This window comes from Candidatus Omnitrophota bacterium (genome assembly GCA_028715415.1).
Classification (GTDB): Bacteria; Omnitrophota; Gorgyraeia; order Gygaellales; family Profunditerraquicolaceae; genus JAQURX01.
The window spans coordinates 20372-38940 of the sequence record JAQURX010000017.1; the positions used below are offsets into that span (position 1 = coordinate 20372).

Sequence of the window (18569 nt, forward strand, 5' to 3'; positions counted from 1 at the left end):
TAAAGCATAAATATTTCTTCCATATTGCAATAATCCTAGTTATTTTAACAGTAGCTATTCTATTTATTGTTTTTAGCGGAACTTCAAATTGAAATTTTTGGTTTAACAATTGACCCTCTGTGATAGAATATATCGCAGAGGGTTTTTAAATTTGGAGGCAAGATGAAGAAAGTATATGTTTTTATCATAGGTGTTATTATTACGGCTCTGTTTTTTAGCGGATGCAGCCCTTGTTGTAAATCCAGTTTCACAAAGCAAGAGCTTTCAAAGATTTTAGAATCTGAATGGCTTAAATATAAAAGCGGCAAGAATAATTTTGACGGCGGCCTTGCCATGCAAATACTCTCTCCCAAGGGTGATTATTTTATTTCAACAGGAATGGGCGATATTACTAATGCTGTTCATTTTCGCATTGCAAGCGTAACCAAAACATTTACTGCTGCAGGGATTATGCTTTTGGAGCAAAGAGGATTGCTAAAGATTGACGATAAGATTACAGATAATATCCCCGGCAAAAACATTCCTTATTTGCCCGATACCCCTGACTACAGCATTCCTTATAAAAAAGATATTACTATTAAAATGCTTCTAATGCATCGCGCAGGTATATTTGATGTTTCTAATAATGCAATTCCCGATAATAAATTCTCACATGGCAAGCCGTATGTGGGCCAGAATTATGAAGAATATATGATGAATGTAAATGGCAAAGAGTATAATTTTACATTGGACGAATTAGTCGGTGTTGTTGCCCAGAATCAGTTATCATTTTTTGTGCCGGGTTCAGCTTATCATTATTCCGATACAGGATATTCAATGCTCGGCAAGATTATTGAGAGAGTTTCCGGGAAATCATACGCTGATTTTATTAAAGATGAATTATTAGTGCCGAATAATCTTCTTGAAACGAGCCTTCCGTATAAAGGCTCAGATCAAACTATACCGGAGCCTTTTGTAAAAGGGAGTGTTTGGGTGGATAACGCTCTTCAGGATGTTACTAAGTCAAACATGTCGCCTCAAGTTGCCGAAGGAAATATAACTTCAACGCCAATTGACCTTGCTAACTGGGGGAAGAAGTTATTAACCGGCCAAGCAGGGCTTACCAAAGAAACCGTTGAAAAGATGAAGTTAGGGATGAATAGAGGAGATAAAACAGAATCCACCTATGGCCTCGGTCTTGTGTATTCTCCGGAAAGCGGTTATGGCCACAGCGGTGCCCATGAAGGATATTTAACGCTTATGTCCTATAATCCAAAGACAGATATTACTTACGTTATGTTTACTAATACCTGGGATTGCCAAACTTGCGCAAAGGGGCTTGATTCAATAATGAGGGAATTAAAATTTATGTCAGAGACTTCCAATAAAATTTTAAAAAAGATGGGGTATTGATGATTACTATTACAGTTGACAAGAAAACATGTAAAGGCGATGGAAAGTGCGTTGAGATTTGCCCTATACAGATATTAAAGATGAATGAGAAAGAGCGCGTGCCGGAGTTTATTCCGGGTGGCGGGGAGATATGTATTAACTGCGGACATTGTTTTTCATTCTGCCCTATGGGTTCAATTAAGCTTTCTACAATGGACGTTAAAGATTCTCTGCGGCTGGATCACTCCAAATTGCCAAACGTAGAGCAGGTTGAACTGTTCCTAAAAGGGCGGCGTTCAATTAGAACATATAAAGATGAGCCTGTAACAAATGAATCAATAGAAAAACTTTTGGATATTGCAAGGTATGCTCCGTCTGGAATTAATCGCCAGCCGGTTGATTGGGTAGTTATAATGGAAAAAAATAGAGTCCATGATTTAGGAGGATTGGTAATTAAATGGATGGAGGAGCTTTTAGAGGCAAGGTTTCCAATGGCAGAGGCACTAAGTTTTGATCGTTTGGTTGAGCCTTGGAAGAAGGGTGAGGATAGGATTTGCCGAGGGGCTCCTTGCATTGTTATTGCCTATGGGGTTAAAGATGACCCATTGGTCCCGCAGTCATGCGCAATCTCGGCTACATACCTTGAACTTGCCGCATTCGGCCTTGGCCTTGGCGCATGCTGGGCAGGGTATGTGAATATGGCGATTAACATGTCGGAAGATGTAAGAAAGTTTGTCGGTTTGTCTTCGCGCGCAACAGCAGGGGCAGTTATGATGATTGGCCACCCAAAATACCGTTTTAGCCGGATTCCTTCAAGAAACCCTGCTAAGATTATTTGGAAATAGGAGAGTCGTGGAGAAGAAAAGATCATTCGGGATAACAATAATTAGCAGATTAGAAATGGTGTTTGGATTATTAGGGTTGTTTATTGTATTCCCTTGTTTATTGATATTCTTGTTCGGTTCTGAATCAGATGGAAGAGTGGATGCTTTAGCCATTGCTTTAACTTGGGGTATTCCATCTTTCACATTATTGATAATGTCAGAACTTACCTTTCGTTTAAAGCCTGCGGGCAGGATAATGCATTTAGTGATCCCAATTATTCTAATAATTTTATTCAGTCTGCAATTTTCTGGAAGTATTTATTCTCTTTTGTTACCCGATTTTGATAAATTACCATTTGTTGTAGCTATTTGTCTGTTGTTATTCTTGATTTATTTTTTCACTCGCCCTAAAGTGAAAGAGCAGTTTAAATAATATTGATTTTGAGCACAAATAAATTTAAATCCGTTAATACCATGAGAAGCACGGTGATAAAAATAGTTTTAATTATTTTGTTGCTAATCTCCGGATTATATTTTCCTTCGTTATCTTTTTCGGAAACGATTGTACTTAAATCTGGTAAAACAGTAGAAGGTAAGCTTGTAGAGAAAACGGGTAAGTATATTAAATTAGAAATCCATGGAGTAGTTGTACCTTATTTTAAAAATGAGATAGCTGATGTTGGCGAAAAAGCAAAAAAACAAGATGATAAGGTAAGTAAGGAGTGCCTTGTTAAAGTTAAATCAGATAAAGAGACTCTTGATGAGGCTGCTGGTTATCACTTGCAGAAGAGATACGATGAAGAAATTGACGCACTTAATAAGGCTATAAAAATTAATCCACGATTTGCCGAGGCTTACTATAATCGCGCAATTGCTTATTCTTGTTTAAATAAATTTGCTGAAGCACGTGAAGATGCATATATAGCAGAGCTAGAAGGGGAAAAAGTCAGCCGTTCATTTATTATAGAAATAAATGAAGAATTTAATAAAGATAAGAATTATTTTGATGATAGTAAGGATATGGAAATTTCATTCGAAAAAGAGGGGTTAGGAATTAAGGATTTCAATGTTGTTGCCCAGCATTATTATGAAAATCCTCAACCCGATAAGTTAATCCTTGTTGTAAAAGCGTTATTATCGTTAGATTGGTTTATCTCTGATGTGAGTGGCTTTAATCCCTTTGCTCATTTAGTAGCTACAGTAGCATATAATAATCAAAATTTTCTTAATGATTTAAAAAGATTGGATGTAAGTTTTACAGGAAAGCAGAAAGTTGCTCTAGAAAAAATTATTTATGAGGCAGAGCATTATAGATCGCGGGAACCAAATTCACCGCAAGGTTTAGATTACTTATGGTCCGAGTTTTTCGCAACAGGGTCAGATGAACCCGTTAAGAAAATAATAGGTATTTTAGATGATGAAAAATTAGAGTTATCTGATTCTCAGCTTATTCGACCTATGGCTGTGTGGTCTCTTAAAGCAAATGCTAAACAAGACAAAAGAGTTTATCAAATTATTAAAAAGCAACTAGCTTCTGCATCAGGGAAACTCAGAGAGCGTTTAAAGGAAGTGCTAAAATGATTGATTTGTTTTTTGTAAAAATAATTGGGTGTTGTTATCCAAAATACCGTTTTAGCCGGATTCCTTCAAGAAACCCTGCTAAGATTATCTGGAAATAGGAGGAAGTATGTTTAAGAATCATTTAAGAAATGTTTGTTTTGGTATTATTTTAAGTTTTTGTTTTGCAAGTTCTGTATTAGCTTATGATCCAAGTAGCGATATTAAATTAGAAGCAGATTATATTCTTTCTTGTCAATTTAATAATTCAAGTAATGATGCATACGGAGCAATAAACAATGTTTTTGGAAATCCTACTTGGGTTGTCCCGGGAGAAAATGCTGTTGCAATAATGGGATTAAGCACAGCTTCTAAGGTTTTAAATGACCCGGTTTATGTTAATAAAGCTAATTTGGCTGCAGATTATTTAGTGCGTGTGCAGGATAATGATGGGGCTTGGTTTGATCAATATGATTATGCAAATTCTGTGAGCGGTGCGGGTAAATCTTTGCGGCATACTGCAGAAGTTGTGATGGCATTTGACAAATTAGGCTTTAATGCGGCAAGGTATGATTCAATAAAAAAAGCTTCGCAATTTATAATTGACTGTCAAAACCCAATCAATAAAGGTGGAATTGATGATGGTTTAGTTGGAGGAGGCAAAGAGGCTGATGGGAGTTATCGCTCTTGGCGCTGGACGTCAGATAATGCCTATGCTTACCAAGCCTTAAAAACAGCAGCTAATTGGGCCCAGCAGAGCGGGGACCATGCTGATGCAGCTAATTTTAATAATGCTGCAAGCAGAGTTTTAGACGGTATAAATAATAAATTGGCTGCTTCTGGTAATCATTGGGTAAGAGTTGTGGATTCTTCAGGAAATGTTGTTTCGTCGGAAGATAGGAGCGATTGGATTAGCTATGCGCCTTTAATGTTAGATTTGCCAGTGCAAGGAGTGAATCCTTCAGATGCAGGTGATTGGATTCATAATAATTTACAAAAACTTGATGGTGCAGTGGTTTGGGATGATGCAAGCTTTTCAGAAAGAAAATCTCCCGGGTATTCATTTCAGGCAATGCTTGTTTGGTTAGATACAGCACAGTCTGGCTATTCGGATGTAGCTCTTAATTGGGCGGAGAATAGTGGTTTATGGCAGAAAGTTGTTGATTCTAACGGAGTAGTAGGCGGTTGGGTTGATTGGGTTGAGCAAGGAAATAAACCCGATGATTGGCAGAGGTTTATTGATACAAGCGCTTATTATATTATGGTAAAAAATGGCGGATATGATTTTAAGCCAACTGTTACACCCGAGCCAGTATCAATGTTCCTGTTTGGCATCGGGGGCCTAGCAATGGCAGTATTAAAGATAAAGAATAAAAAGGTGTAGATAAATCAGTAAGGTTTAAGGGGAAGATATTTATGTGGTTTGGATTAGAAAGTTTGATGCAAATTGATACGAAACTGCCTGATTGGATTTTGCTTTTAGGGATATTAATCAGCTTGATGTTTGCTTTGATGATGATTTATTTTGCCAGAAAGTCATCTTCTCGCGCAAAGAGCCTCGATGCATCATTTATTTATATAGTTTATGCTTTAGCAAGAGCAGTAGAAGCAAAAGAAGAAGAGACTGGTAACCATATTCTTAGGGTTGGGGAGTTTTGTGCTTTGATTGCGCAGAATCTCGGTATGCCTAAGCAATTTGTAAATGATATCCGCATCCAGTCGGTTTTGCACGATATAGGGAAAATTCACATTCCTAATCACATTTTAAGAAAACCGCAAGCATTGACACCCGATGAATGGGAATTAATGAAGAAACACACTGCTTACGGTGCTGTGATAATAGGAAATCATCAGAGGCTGAAGATTGGGAAAAACATAGCGCTTACTCATCATGAAAAATGGGATGGCAGCGGATATCCTTGCGGTTTAAAAGGAGAAGCAATACCTCTTGAAGGACAGATAATCGGCATAGCTGATATTTATGATGCCCTTAGGAGCCCCAGGCCTTATAAACCTGGCTATGACCATAAAACAGCTTTTAAAATAATTACTGAGGGTGATGACAGGATAAAGCCAACGCATTTTTCTCCACGAGTGCTAAATGCCTTTAAAGAAGTTGAGGCTAGCTTTGAAGAAACATATGATAAAATGAAGGATATTGACGCGGCTAAAGAGTTTGAAAAAAACCTTTGCCTTTAACCAATAAGAGATTTTGAAATGATTAGTATTATTATTCCAACTTACAACGAGGCAAAGAATATTAAAGAATTAGTTTTCCGGATAAAAAATTGTTTATCCAGGGAATATGAATTGATAATTGTTGATGACGCTTCTCCGGATGGCACAGGTAAGATTGCAGAGGAGCTTTCAAATAATCATCCGATAAAAGTAATTCATAGAAAGGCAAGGTTAGGTTTAGCGTCAGCGGTTTTAGATGGATTTAAAGAGGTTTCTGGAGACTTGTTAGGAGTTATTGATTCCGACTTAAGCCATCCTCCGGAAATTATCCCGCTTCTCGTTGAAAACTTGGAAAAACAAAACGCGGATATAATTATCGGCTCAAGGTTTATAAAAGATAGCGGAATAGAGAATTGGCCAAAGAAAAGATTGCTGGCAACTAATCTTGCAACTTTAGTAGTAAGGCCGCTTACCAATATTAGTGACCCGATGGCAGGTTTTTTTATTCTTAGAAGAAGCGTTATTCATAATGTAGGCCTTGTGCCGAGAGGGTATAAGATACTTCTTGAGATTTTAGTTAAAGGAAGATATAAAAAGGCGGTAGAGTTCCCGATTGTGTTTAAAGATAGGATTAATGGAAGCAGTAAGCTTAATTTAAAAATTTATCTGGAATTTATAGTTCAATTAGGCACGCTGTATTTTTATAAAATCAGGAAATCGCTAAGAAAGACAAATGCGAATTCATAAATTTCAGTTAAACCTTATTAGTTTGCTTTTTGTTTTTTTTGCCATCGCGATAGCGATTAACCTTATTTGTTCGGTTTCTCTCAAGCATACTTCGGGAGACTTTGATGTATATTATATTACTTGGCAGAATTATCTCTCTAGAGCTCCTATATATATTGCCCATTCAGGCATAGAGGAGTTTAAATATTCCCCGCTTTTTGCGCTTATTTTTTCACCCTTAGCAATGGTAAATAAGGTTTCAGCTCTTTATATCTGGAGCATCTTAAATATTATTTCGCTTTATTTAATCTTCTATCTATTCTACAAGCTAAGTTTATTTTCCTTTACCCGCGTTAAAGATTTTCTGGTATTTTTTTGTTTGTTTGCTTTGACTGTGCGTTATATTTTTGCAAATATTAAGATCGGCCAGGTAAATTTTCTTCTTTGCCTTTTAATGGTTTTAACGATGTATTTTGAAATCAGGAAAAAGGACTTTTGGGCGGCATTTTTTCTAGCTCTTAGCGTAATGATTAAATTTTTTCCGCTTCTTTTCTTAATTTATTTTATCTTAAGGCGGCGATTTAAAATAGTTGGGTTTACTATCCTGTTGGTTGGTATTTTTCTGATCTTGCCCGGCATATTCTCCGGTTTTAGCCTTAATCTTAGGTATATCCAGGAATGGTTTAATTTATTAAAATATACTCCTGCCCATATGCTTTATTCAGTAAAGAATTATTCGCTGCTTTCATTTTTTTCTTGGTTTTTTATCGCAAGGCACGAACCGTATTCTATCTTTGAGTATACCATGATTACCAAAGGGATAACGCCTGTAGTGTATCATTTTTGGGCAGTTACTTGCTTTAGCTTATTCAGTTTTTGTTTTTTAGATATATTTTTTAGGAAAGACAGGGATATTAATACAATATGCCTCGACTATGGCTGCCTTTTTGTGTGCGGGCTTTTATTTAATCCATTTTCCTATTTAAATGCCCTAGTTTTCTTAATTGTGCCTTATTTTTTTATTTTACGCTCTTTGTTTTATACAAAGCTAAACAGAAACTGGATTATTGTTATTGGAGCGCTAATTTTACTTTGTTTTATTTCTACAATTTCTTATAGTAAGATTTACTTTAAAGATGTCCAAAGCTTTTACCGGTTCTTAGAATATAGATCGCTTATGTGGACTATGATTCTGGTTTATTTTATTTTATGCTTGCTTAAGTTGCCATCGTGGGCAGCTTTTAGGAATAGGAAGGGAAGTTCAGCATGATTCCATTCGCTGGATGGGTAGGATTTATTATATTTGTTATAGCAATGCTTATGCTTGATCTTTTCGTTTTTAACCGCAAGGCGCATGAGATCAAGCTGCGTGAGGCTTTGCTCTGGAGCCTGATGTGGATAGTATTAGCGCTTTTATTCAATGTTGGGGTGTATTTTTGGTTTGGAAGGCAGCAGGCGCTTGAATTCTTGACCGGGTATGTGCTTGAGAAATCTCTTAGCATAGATAATTTATTTGTTTTTTTAATAATTTTTTCATATTTTAAGATCCCGGGGAAATATCAGCATGGTGTTTTATTCTGGGGGATATTGGGAGCGCTTATTATGCGTGCTATTTTTATAGCAGGAGGGATTACGCTTCTTAAATATTTCCATTGGATTATATATATATTTGGTATTTTTCTTGTGATTACCGGCATAAAGATGGCGATTGAAAAAGACAAAGAGATCCATCCTGAGAATAGCCCGGTCCTTCGTTTATTCAACCGTGTTATCCGGGTGACCCCGGGGTTTGAGGAAGGGAAGTTTTTTGTGCGCAGAGAACAGGTGTTGTTTGCTACGCCGCTGTTTGTAGTCTTGGTCCTTATTGAGACGACCGATGTTATTTTTGCTACTGATTCTATCCCCGCAGTCCTTGCTATTACTCAGAAGCCGTTTATCGTGTATACTTCTAATGTCTTTGCGATCCTCGGGCTGCGCGCCTTGTATTTTGCGCTTTCCGGTATCATGCAATTATTCCATCATTTGCACTATGGTTTGTCTGCGATTCTTGTGTTTGTGGGCATAAAGATGCTTGTTGCCGATATTTTTAAGATTCCAGTCGGTGTGTCGCTTTCGGTAATTGTGGCCATACTTGCTATTTCAATCGCTGCTTCATTGCGTTGGCCGAAGCAAGGGAAGCTTTTTAATTAAAACGGAAAGTTTTATTTTATGAGAAAATTAACTTACGTTTCATTATACTTAATTTATTTACTGCTAGCTATAGTTTTAGTTGATTATTTTCTTTACCGCATTTACCTTCATAAATTAAATAAAGATGCGCCTTGCGTGAGTTTGCTTTCCGCCATAAAAAACGTTGATGGCCTTACAAAGTCAAGGTTAGGATTTATTTCAACAGATAAAAAAAGCTCTTTTGTAAATTTCAATGAAAAGAAAGAAAGGGGTATTATACGGATAGGCTGTTTCGGTGATTCATTTACACATGGCGATGAAGTTGGCTCCGATCAGGATTACCCAAGTATTTTGCAGGATATTTTTATCAAGGCCGGAAAAAATAATGTTGAAGTAATCAATTTTGGAACCCAGTGGTATGGCTTTAGCCAGTCATTTATGATGTGGAAATATGTTGGTATAAAATATGGCCTGGATTACATTTTATTAGGGCCCGGGATGTTTGATGATATTGAGAGAGAAACATCATTTAACCATACGATGAATACTAAAGCGCAAAATATTTATTACCAGCACGCCAGGTTTGTGCTGGAAAATGGTAACATTAGGTTAGTTGATGTGTATGGAGGTAATTGCAAAGAACGTATGGAAAATTATTTTAGATTCTTTCCCTTGATAAGGTATTTAAGGTTTGATATAAATCCTCCGGCGTTTTTATCCTGTTTAATTCCAGAAGGCCGTAAATTGAACAATCCATTTTATTACAATAAGGGCAGTTTAACGATGGAAGCAGCCGAGATTGACAAACTTCTTATTCTAGAAATGCTTAATAGCGGGAGTAAGGTAATTGCCGGGAATTATTATCCGACTGTTGTCCGTATAGCTAGTACCCTTAAATTTAAAAATTTTAACTTTGTTAAATTTTATCATCCTGAACATTTTCCGTATCTCATGATGTTAGGGCATAATAGCCCGCTTGGGAACCAAATTGTCGCTAAACAGATGTTTGATCTTATCGCTGGAGAAAAAACCAGCCAGTTTGGTGTGATTGATACTGTTGATATTGATAAAGATATGCTGGCAAAGGCTCAAATTGAACAAAGAAAGTTATCTGAATACGCTGATATGAAAATTGAACTAAATGGGTCCGAATGGGGTTCTTTTGTCAAAACACGCAGCAATTACTCTCAGAAAAACGAACAGCCTAATATTAAGGAAAGCACGATTGAATCATTTTTGGCTATTAAGCGTAAAAGCAGTAGCATCCTTGATGCTGTTTTTGTTCCCTTGGGCTTCAAATTAGCAGAAAATTCATCTTTAAAGATCTATATTAATTCTAAGAATCAGAAAAAAAACCTTTATATAGGTAACGTTAGATTATTGAATCCGGGTTTGGGAATTGGGGTGGTTGATCTGGAAGGGATAAGGATTACCAAGCGAAGCATAATTCAGTGCGAGTGTACAGAAAGATTATTAAGGAATGCTTCCGAAGTTAGCATACTTTTAAATGATAAAGAGATATTGCGAGGAGTAAGGAAGAATCAGGAAAATAATTTAGTAGAGCTATGGCCAGTTAGAAATAATCTTATAGTTATTCAGCCAAAGCCCGATAGCCTTATTGATGTGGAAGGGTTAGAGGGGGAAGGCGTTATTTACTTATCGCTTTATACTAAAGATGGTAAAAAACAGGAAATACCTTTTGCCAGATGGATTAAAAATCAGAAGATCGTATCTTTCTGTGATAAGTAATTCTCTAGAATATTTTTTATTGAAGTTTTTATAATACTAGTTTAGAATAAAACAAATAAGTTTACGGGGAGGCCGTAGAAACGGCCTGAGAGTTCTCCGCCACAAATCGTGGCGGACCCGCCAACGTATCAGTGGCGGGTGCGAAATAAGCAGATTACCCGATGCACCTGATCTGGATAATGCCAGCGTAGGGAAAAGTTAGTGTAATGTATCCCTTGTGCATGTGGCATAGGGGATATTTTTTTTGGAGAGGTTTTTGAGGGACAACTACTAAGGAGGCTTTAAATGGCGTTAGATGAAATAAAGATTTCCCGGGCGATTATCGAGTCTTATAGTAAAAAGCTTGTTAAAGCTTTGGATGTTGATGTGGCGATAGTAGGAGGAGGGCCGGCGGGTATGGTTTGCGGGTATTATTTGGCACAAGCCGGGAAAAGCGTTGTTTTATTTGAAAGAAAACTTTCAATTGGCGGCGGAATGTGGGGCGGCGGAATAATGTTTAATGAAATAGTTGTCCAGGAATCTGCTAAGAAAATACTAGATGTATTTGAAATTAAGACAAAGAAGTATGAAGAAAATTATTATTTAGCGGATTCTATAGAAACAGTTTCTACAATTTGTTCAAAGGCAGTTAAAGCAGGATTAAAGATTTTTAATTTGTTAAGCGCCGAGGATGTGATGATCCGGGGGAAAAAAGTTTGCGGGTTAGTCTTGAATTGGACTTCTGTTGAAATGGCTAATTTGCATGTTGATCCGATTACAATGCGCTCAAAATTCGTAGTGGATGCAACAGGACACCCTGCTGAAGTAGCGAGGATTATTGAGAGAAAATCTGGAATCCGCCTTAAAACAAAAACAGGAAAACTTATGGGAGAGCAGTCAATGTGGGCGGAAGTCGGCGAAGAGACAATCGTAAAGAATTCAAAAGAAGTCTGCCCGGGTTTTTATGTTTGTGGAATGTGTGCTAACGCTGTCTTTGGAGGCCCGCGAATGGGGCCGATTTTTGGCGGGATGTTGTTATCCGGAGAAAAAGTTGCGAAAGAGCTGCTCAAGCAAATAGTTCATTCTAGATAAAAAGAGAAGATACTAAATTATTTGTAAAAGTGATTATTAAATAGTTTATAAAGTGGTTTATCGACGAGCAGAGGTCCTATATTTATGCTCAAATTTAGATAGTAAAGTTCTTAAAAAAGTCCGAAAATTTATCTTGACAAGAATAGTTGTCTATCCTATAATTGGTCAGTAAGTCAGTTTAGCTCTTTGTGGAGGAAGTAGCTGTTCTGTCCGCACTTTGAAAAATCGTAATTCCGTGATCATCAAATAATTCGTTGACATCCTTTGTAATACCTATATAATATCTGAATTCGTAACTTGATTTCGGTATGTGTATTTCTGCTGGAAGAGGCAAACCCTACCGGTTTTTCTCATTATGAAGCAGACAGTAGTACCGTTTTAAATAAATAAGAAGAATATTATGGAAAAAGGCGTTTTTAACAGGAGGAAAGCAAAATGAAGAAATTGTTTGGTTTGGTAGCCTTATTGGCTATGGTTTTAAGTTTTTCAAGTGTTTATGCAGATGTTGACTTGTGGGGGGATTACACAGGTCCAGTAACACTAAAGTTTTCAGGATTTACAAATGGGACTATCTATAGCCCAACTTCTGCTCCTAATTTTGATACAATAGAAGATGGCTGGGGTGTTGGTCGCGTAACTAGTGTTTCCGAAGGATTCTCGGGTTCTGGAAATCCTTTATGGGCTTTTGGTCCAACCAGTACATCCGAAGTCACTTATTACTATCATGATATTGTTGATTATGCTGTTGGTGATTTACCGGGTCAGATTCTTTCAAAAGGCGGTGTTTTTGATTTTTATTTGAATCCGGCTGGTAGCTTTAATAATATTAATGCTGCTGATCGTGCAACAGGTTTTACTCAAATTACCGGCGGAACTCCTCTTATGAGAGCTTTCTTAGTACCTGGTATTCTTTTTCCTGATGATACTACAACTACTATTGAGCAAAGCTTGTTTCCTGTTAATGGAGGCGGTGTAATGGGTAATGGAACCGCACTTGCTGCAATTGATCTTACAGGTGTTTGGGATACTGCTTTAGCAAGAGCAATTAACAGCAATGTATTTGCGAATAATGCTGATTTAAGACTTGGTTTTACTATTAGTCCTAACACTGCAGATAATGGTTTTATGCTTGTTCATAATGATCCTGCGAATGCTGTTGTTACTCCCGAACCAATTAGCTCTGCTTTATTCTTATTAGGCGGCGCTGCATTAGTTGGTGGTAGATTAAAAAAGAAAAATCGTAAGGCATAAGTAGTTAGTTAAAAAATACAATTAGGGACAGCCCTTAAAAGCTGTCCCTAATTTTTTTGTCTAAATTAATTTAGAAGTAGAGTTTGGCTTGAGTATAGAAGAGGTTCTGGTAGTCTCCAAATTCACTTTGCTGGCTCCCCCAGAAGATTTGCGCGCCTATACATAAATCAAGATTGGTTGTTGCGTTGCAGCGTATTTCAGGGTTATAAAAACCGCTCCCTTTTTCCAAATCAAAGATAAAATAATTCGCTATCTTTGTAATTCCGGTAAGTTCATATTCCGCTCCGACAGATAAAAGATTCTTAAACATGCTTAATACTTGTTCTGAATAAACAAATGAACTAAAGAATTGTTCAGGGTTATCCTGCGCCCCGCCATTATAAAAATATTCAGCAACAGTATAAAGTTTTGGATTAAAGTTGTGGTCTATTCCTAAGTTTACCCGGGCAAAATCTCTTTGTGTATCATCGCGTGTTGCAGTAATCTCTCCGCGAAATCCTGCTTGTTTAAGGTTTCCGTCAAAGTAAACCCCGAAAGTCCTTTCTTTTCTGTATTCTGCGGCAATAAATCCTAAGTCGTAATCCTTAATCCTTTCAGAAATTTTTACTCCCCAGCCGTTTCTGCTTCGGTTTTTGTAAGGCACATAAAGTAAATTTATAGAAGGTAGGCCTGCAGGAAAAAATTCTGTATTAAGCGCATCAACTCCGACTTGTTCATCCTTTTCTATATCAAGCGGAGAGACAGGATTAAAGATATCAAGGGTATGGTAAAAACGCATGCGCGACCAGTCAATTGCCTGCTTACCGGCGGTTACATGCATTTTATCACTCGTGTATTTTACGTATCCTCTGTAAAGCAGATGTTCCCAGTAGAAATGATCTTTGTCGCTTATTACTCTGTCTGCATCTAAGAAAGCAAGATTCTTCTGGTTCTTTTGCCTGATTAAATCAAAATCCGGGGTTTTTGAGAAATCGTTAAAGATCATGTTGTTATCATAAATAAAATGAAAGAGCAGGTTATCGCTGGGTTTGTATTTTGCATCCAAGCGTAGGCGGTTAGTGTCAGAATAGTAACCTTGTTTTGTGTCTAAAGTTTTGGAAGTTGTGAAGATGTTTTTGTAGTATCCGCCCAAAGAGAATTCTTTTGTTTCAAAAAGTGAGGCTTGCGCAATATTGCAGCTTAAGAAGAGAAAAACTAGAAGGGAAAGGTAAGTTTTATTGAATTTTGCCATCATGCAGATGATAGACTGTGTCAGCTTTATCCATTACAAGCTGGTCGTGAGTTGAGAAGAGGAATGTGATTTTGTGTTCACGATTAAGCCGGTGCATAAGTTCAATAAGCTCTCCGGCAGTAACGGAGTCAAGGTTTGCCGTTGGCTCATCAGCTAAAATCAGAGAGGGGGTAGTAGCAAGTGCGCGGGCAACTGCAACACGCTGTTGCTGTCCTCCGCTAAGTTGATTGGGATGTTTGTGCCGTAAGTCAGCAATATTTAATTCGGAAAGCAGGCTGATTGCTTTTGCCTGCCTTACTTTTGGTGAAACTCCTTGAAGCAATAATACATATTCAATATTTTCTTGTGCAGTAAGCTGATGAAAGAGATTATAGGCCTGAAAAACAAAGCCTATTTCTTTAAGGCGGAACTGGTAGAGTTTTTTAAGTGGGATATTGGTGATTTCAGTTCCATTAAAAATAATCGATCCGCTGGTTGGTGCGTCGAGGGCTCCGATTAGATTAAGCAAAGTAGTTTTTCCTGAGCCGGAAGGGCCTGCCAAGGTAGCAAAGTCGCCTTTTTTAAGCGTTAAATCAATTCCGCGCAAAGCCTCGGTAGTTACGCCTGTTTTTTCAACGTAATGTTTTGTTAGGGATTTAACTTCAACTAAATTTTGCATAATTATATGTGGTAAATTGCTTCTACCGGTTTTAAATTTGCAGCTCTGTATGCCGGATAAATGGAAACAATTATACTTGTTATTAATACTGTTGCGCCGTATTGCAGTAAGAATCCGGGCGCTAAGCGGGTATAAATAATTGAGCCGGTGTAATAGCTGTTAAGCGCAGTTGAAAACATAGATAAATCAATTCCGCGTGAGCCAAAATATATTATAGAAATAATCCCGATAAAATATCCGGTTGCAACCCCAATTAAGCCTAAGAGAAGGGACTCAAGGCCTACCATTTGCATTATTAAATTTGGTTTTGTCCCTAACGCAAGCATAATACCGAATTCGCGCGTGCGTTCAAGAATACCCATAAGAAGTGTATTTAAAATTCCCGCTGCTACTACTAAAAGCACGATAAGAAGGATAATATTAATGAAGGCAACATCAAATTCAACCCATTGAATTACAATTGGGGAGATTTCCTGCCAAGGGAGGACTTCAAGTTCGTTATTATTAAGGTTTGTTTTGATTGTATTTGCAATTTCTTTGGCTTTCTCAACGTTATTTAAGCGAAGAGCAATTTCTGAAATGCGGCCGTCCATTACAAAAAGCTCTTGGGCTGCCTTAAGGGTGATAAGCGCAAAGCCCTTATCAATTTCATCGGCTCCAGTATCAAGAAACCCGCTGATACGATAAACCCCGCTGGCAAGGCTTCCGTCAAATCCCTGCCCCATAATTACAATCTTATCGTTAAGTTGGGCTTTAAGAATTGCTGCTAAGGATTTTCCAATAACAATTTCATTATCATTCGTGAGAAATTTTCCTGTTTTGATTCGTGTATTTAGTTTGGTAACTTTAGGTTCGTTTTGCGGGTCAACTCCTATAAGCAGGGCTCCTGTTGAGCCTTCTGTTGAACTTAAAAGGACTGATTCTTTGATACGCGAGGAGGTTGTGATTACTCCTGTGGTATTTTTCAGAGTTTCGCTTAAGGAATTGTCTTGAGCTAAATTTTTTACAAGGCTCATATTAGCATGAAAACCTTTTTTATGGATTTGAATGTGCCCGCTTGCAAGGTCAGTATAATTTTCAATCATCTGGTAATGTGAGCCATCTACAAAAGCACGGACAAAGAGGAGGCTGGCAAAGCCAATTGCAATGGCAGAGATTGTGATGAATGAGCGGTATTTATTGCGGGTAATATTACGCCAAGCTATTGTGAAGAGTAATGGCATTATCGTTTTAAGTTGGCTAAACTGAAAACTTCTTCTTTTACAGGTTTATTGTAAGTTACATCTATTACTTCAATTACTGTGGAGTTATTCTCTTTTACTAAAGAACGCATGGTCCAGGTTGTTGGAATTACGCGGTCAGACATTTTTTTCGGGTTTGTGTATTCTAATGTTTTAATGAGTTTACCGCGTTCATCATAAAACTCTTCTCTAAGCGGCATAAAACCGTCTTTTTTTACCCAGAAAATAAGCATTCCCCACGTAACTGCAGCTTCCGGTTTGGGGGTAAGTTTAATCTTATAAGCAGGCTCGTTGTTAATTGTTTCTTCGTTTATGATTTCGTGAGTATAATCGTTTACGACGCTGCTTTCTTTGACTAAATCATCGTTAGTAAAGTCGCTTCCCATCCATGATTGCAGCATCATTGAGGGAGGGATTTTGATCGTGCGTTCAACTTTTGGCAGGTAATTCCACATATTGCTGTCAATGCGCAAAGTTGTAATTCCTGCTTCTTTAACTGGAGATTTGATGCGGATGAAAGATTTATTCCTGTCTTTTGAGATTGCATCAAGCTCTAAGACTCTGGTCCAGTTGGCAGTCGTGACAGTCATTTTATAACTGCCGCTAGAAGTATCCCCTCGCAAAAGGTCATCTCCTTGTTTAATCATATCTTTAGCAGAAGTTTCTGCAAAGCATACGGAGGCAGAGAGGAGGAGGAAAGATAAGAATAAACTTAAAGCTGACTTAGGCGTAGCTAAATTTTCTTTCATAATCAACTTCCATAAAATAAGGAAAAGTGTTGTAAGTGTAAAAGATAATATTTAGAGGTGCTTCGGAGTAGCGGCGCATTGCCACAGCCATTTTTTCTTTAACAATATCATTTAGTTGTTTCCCTTTCCTCAGTTGGATAAAAATATTTATGTGTGAATCTTGAGGAATAAGCTTGAAGGCTCCGGTAACTTGTGAGGCAAGTTCAAAATCAGAATAAATTGCCTCTTTTACTTCTTCAGGGAAAAGTGAGATGCCACCAACTTTGACATTTTGTCCACGGCCAAAGATAGAAATAAGGGGGAGCTTTAATTCAGGCATTAAGGCTTGTAGTCCAAGAGAGGAGAGGATTGATTTAAGTTTGTTGTAAGGAATAATTTTTCCCAAGTCCCCGGTTTTGTAACGCAACAACGGAATTTTCATTTGTTTGCTGAGCATTGAAATAACGATGTGATTTTGGCCAAACTCGGCAGGTATTTCTTCAATATAGGTGCGATGTGGGTAATAAACAAAAAGCATAGGGCAGACTAAAGTGCCTTTGCCGAAAAGCGCTTCGCGGAATTGCTGGTTAGTGTGAGCTAACCTGCGCAGTGCCATTGTGTTTTTTGTTTCATGAAAGATATTTAAGTCAAGTTCGGCAACCCCCATTGAAGAGCCGATAATCCCCGGGCTTTGCGGGTTATTCAAGTCTATGCCCATAAGATGCGCGATATAATTACGGTAATTTTCCGCAATTCCTTCTTCTCCGGTAATAAGGCTAAAACAGCCTTTCTTCCAGTTAATTCCTTGGTAATCCGCGCCGTCTTCAATAATTTTTTTAAGAAAGGAGCCTTCGCCGACAAGAACTGTTTGTTCAAAAAGATGAGAGAATTTCTTGATTACTGCCCAGACCATGTCTTCTCGGGTGCTGGTTTCCGCAATGGTAAGGCTGGTATTTACTTTTACCCCCATAGGCAGGCAGTTTATCAGTAAAGATTTTTTTTTGTCTATGTTAAAGGTGTAATTAAGCCCAAAGTCAATTGATTTGCTTGAAGTTTTAAGGTTTTCATTTGTGTTAACCCCGAATGAGAATATTCCTGAGTGTCCGGAACTCGTTAGCAGAGACTTAACGTTATTAAAATTCCCATCAAGGCATAAGTCAAGAATCTCATTTTCCTGAAAAGTGTTTACTTTGTCTAAGAAAGGGGCGTTTGCGATAAAACTTTTAATATCTTTGATGGAGGCTGGGTTAATTTGTTTTACGGCAAGTAATTTGCTATATGCAGGGGAGCGAATTGCTGCTCTTTGGAAGGTTGCAAGAACGTTTTTTTCGCTAAATCTTAAAAGTGATTCAGGGTCAGTTGATTTAAGAAGGTTTATAAGTTTCTTTCTTTTGTATTTTTCCAATTGCGTGGATAAATAACTAAGCATAGGCTTATTATAAAGGTATAATTTGATTCCGTCAAGAATTAGCAATCAGATTGCATGTATTCTTCTTGCTGTGAGCCTTCTAAATGAATCTGCCGTCTTTTCTCGCTCAAGGTAGATTTTGCCCCTTCGGGGCCGCCAAAGGTTTTTCGCATTTCGGTGGCTGCTGAACTCGCGCCTCGTGTTCTCACTCGGCGCTCGAACAGCATCGCCATCCCGATATTGCCGCGCCCTATCGGTCGCGGCATCGGGATTCCCTCAATGCTCAAGCTGCTTTGGCTAAAATCTACATTCGCTCGAAAAGCCGACAGATTCATTTAATAGTAAGTGTTTCAGCGGATGCCTTGGCTTGGTTCGCAGCAGGGCTTCCGGAAATTCGAGCGGGCATG

General features: G+C 37.9%; 18 protein-coding genes and 1 riboswitch. Of the genes, 12 read left to right on the forward strand and 6 right to left on the reverse strand.

Annotated elements, in window-relative coordinates; genetic code table 11:
* Positions 1 to 162: 162 nt before the first annotated feature.
* The 12 genes from PHO70_07615 (at position 163) to PHO70_07670 (ending at position 12896) form a co-directional block, all read left to right on the forward strand.
* Positions 163 to 1392 (forward strand): serine hydrolase, encoded by a 1230-nt coding sequence (locus tag PHO70_07615; protein MDD5432828.1) that lies wholly within the window; start codon positions 163 to 165, stop codon positions 1390 to 1392.
* On the forward strand, positions 1392 to 2216 hold the full coding sequence (locus PHO70_07620; protein ID MDD5432829.1) for a nitroreductase family protein: 825 nt from the start codon (positions 1392 to 1394) through the stop codon (positions 2214 to 2216). Before PHO70_07615 ends, PHO70_07620 begins: the two co-directional genes overlap by 1 nt.
* Positions 2217 to 2223: 7 nt before the next feature.
* The gene (locus tag PHO70_07625) at positions 2224 to 2628 is read left to right on the forward strand and encodes a hypothetical protein (GenBank protein ID MDD5432830.1); all 405 of its coding nucleotides are present in this window, start codon (positions 2224 to 2226) and stop codon (positions 2626 to 2628) included.
* 53 nt (positions 2629 to 2681) lie between these two features.
* On the forward strand, positions 2682 to 3776 hold the full coding sequence (locus PHO70_07630) for a tetratricopeptide repeat protein (GenBank protein ID MDD5432831.1): 1095 nt from the start codon (positions 2682 to 2684) through the stop codon (positions 3774 to 3776).
* A gap of 106 nt (positions 3777 to 3882) precedes the next feature.
* Positions 3883 to 5136, forward strand: a complete 1254-nt coding sequence (locus PHO70_07635; GenBank protein ID MDD5432832.1) for a terpene cyclase/mutase family protein — start codon at positions 3883 to 3885, stop codon at positions 5134 to 5136.
* A 32-nt stretch (positions 5137 to 5168) separates the two neighbouring features.
* On the forward strand, positions 5169 to 5951 hold the full coding sequence (locus PHO70_07640) for an HD domain-containing protein (GenBank protein MDD5432833.1): 783 nt from the start codon (positions 5169 to 5171) through the stop codon (positions 5949 to 5951).
* Positions 5952 to 5969: 18 nt separating this feature from the next.
* Positions 5970 to 6677: a polyprenol monophosphomannose synthase gene (locus PHO70_07645; protein ID MDD5432834.1), complete on the forward strand. Its 708-nt coding sequence runs from the start codon at positions 5970 to 5972 to the stop codon at positions 6675 to 6677.
* Positions 6664 to 7926 carry a glycosyltransferase family 87 protein gene (locus PHO70_07650; protein MDD5432835.1) on the forward strand — a complete coding sequence of 421 codons (1263 nt, stop codon included), beginning with the start codon at positions 6664 to 6666 and terminating at the stop codon, positions 7924 to 7926. The genes PHO70_07645 and PHO70_07650 overlap by 14 nt, the downstream gene beginning before the upstream one ends.
* Positions 7923 to 8846, forward strand: a complete 924-nt coding sequence (locus tag PHO70_07655; GenBank protein ID MDD5432836.1) for a TerC family protein — start codon at positions 7923 to 7925, stop codon at positions 8844 to 8846. Before PHO70_07650 ends, PHO70_07655 begins: the two co-directional genes overlap by 4 nt.
* A gap of 18 nt (positions 8847 to 8864) precedes the next feature.
* The gene (locus PHO70_07660) at positions 8865 to 10574 is read left to right on the forward strand and encodes an SGNH/GDSL hydrolase family protein (GenBank protein ID MDD5432837.1); all 1710 of its coding nucleotides are present in this window, start codon (positions 8865 to 8867) and stop codon (positions 10572 to 10574) included.
* A gap of 54 nt (positions 10575 to 10628) precedes the next feature.
* Positions 10629 to 10785, forward strand: a riboswitch (TPP riboswitch).
* Positions 10786 to 10859: 74 nt separating this feature from the next.
* Positions 10860 to 11645: a sulfide-dependent adenosine diphosphate thiazole synthase gene (locus PHO70_07665; GenBank protein MDD5432838.1), complete on the forward strand. Its 786-nt coding sequence runs from the start codon at positions 10860 to 10862 to the stop codon at positions 11643 to 11645.
* 435 nt (positions 11646 to 12080) lie between these two features.
* A complete protein-coding gene (locus PHO70_07670) occupies positions 12081 to 12896 on the forward strand; it encodes a hypothetical protein (GenBank protein ID MDD5432839.1) in 816 nt (271 codons plus the stop codon).
* A gap of 70 nt (positions 12897 to 12966) precedes the next feature.
* On the opposite strand, the gene PHO70_07675 is transcribed toward PHO70_07670, so the two are convergent.
* The 6 genes from PHO70_07675 to PHO70_07700 are packed head-to-tail and all read right to left on the reverse strand — an operon-like array spanning position 12967 to position 18497.
* Positions 12967 to 14130, reverse strand: coding sequence for a hypothetical protein (locus PHO70_07675; GenBank protein ID MDD5432840.1), 1164 nt, complete (start codon positions 14128 to 14130; stop codon positions 12967 to 12969).
* Positions 14111 to 14785 carry an ABC transporter ATP-binding protein gene (locus tag PHO70_07680; protein MDD5432841.1) on the reverse strand — a complete coding sequence of 225 codons (675 nt, stop codon included), beginning with the start codon at positions 14783 to 14785 and terminating at the stop codon, positions 14111 to 14113. Before PHO70_07680 ends, PHO70_07675 begins: the two co-directional genes overlap by 20 nt.
* A gap of 2 nt (positions 14786 to 14787) precedes the next feature.
* Entirely contained in the window at positions 14788 to 16008 is a 1221-nt protein-coding gene (locus tag PHO70_07685; protein MDD5432842.1) for an ABC transporter permease, read from the reverse strand.
* On the reverse strand, positions 16008 to 16775 hold the full coding sequence (locus tag PHO70_07690) for an outer membrane lipoprotein-sorting protein (GenBank protein MDD5432843.1): 768 nt from the start codon (positions 16773 to 16775) through the stop codon (positions 16008 to 16010). Before PHO70_07690 ends, PHO70_07685 begins: the two co-directional genes overlap by 1 nt.
* Positions 16750 to 18183, reverse strand: a complete 1434-nt coding sequence (locus tag PHO70_07695) for a hypothetical protein (protein ID MDD5432844.1) — start codon at positions 18181 to 18183, stop codon at positions 16750 to 16752. Before PHO70_07695 ends, PHO70_07690 begins: the two co-directional genes overlap by 26 nt.
* A gap of 38 nt (positions 18184 to 18221) precedes the next feature.
* Positions 18222 to 18497 carry a hypothetical protein gene (locus PHO70_07700; protein ID MDD5432845.1) on the reverse strand — a complete coding sequence of 92 codons (276 nt, stop codon included), beginning with the start codon at positions 18495 to 18497 and terminating at the stop codon, positions 18222 to 18224.
* Between the last annotated feature and the right edge of the window lie 72 nt (positions 18498 to 18569).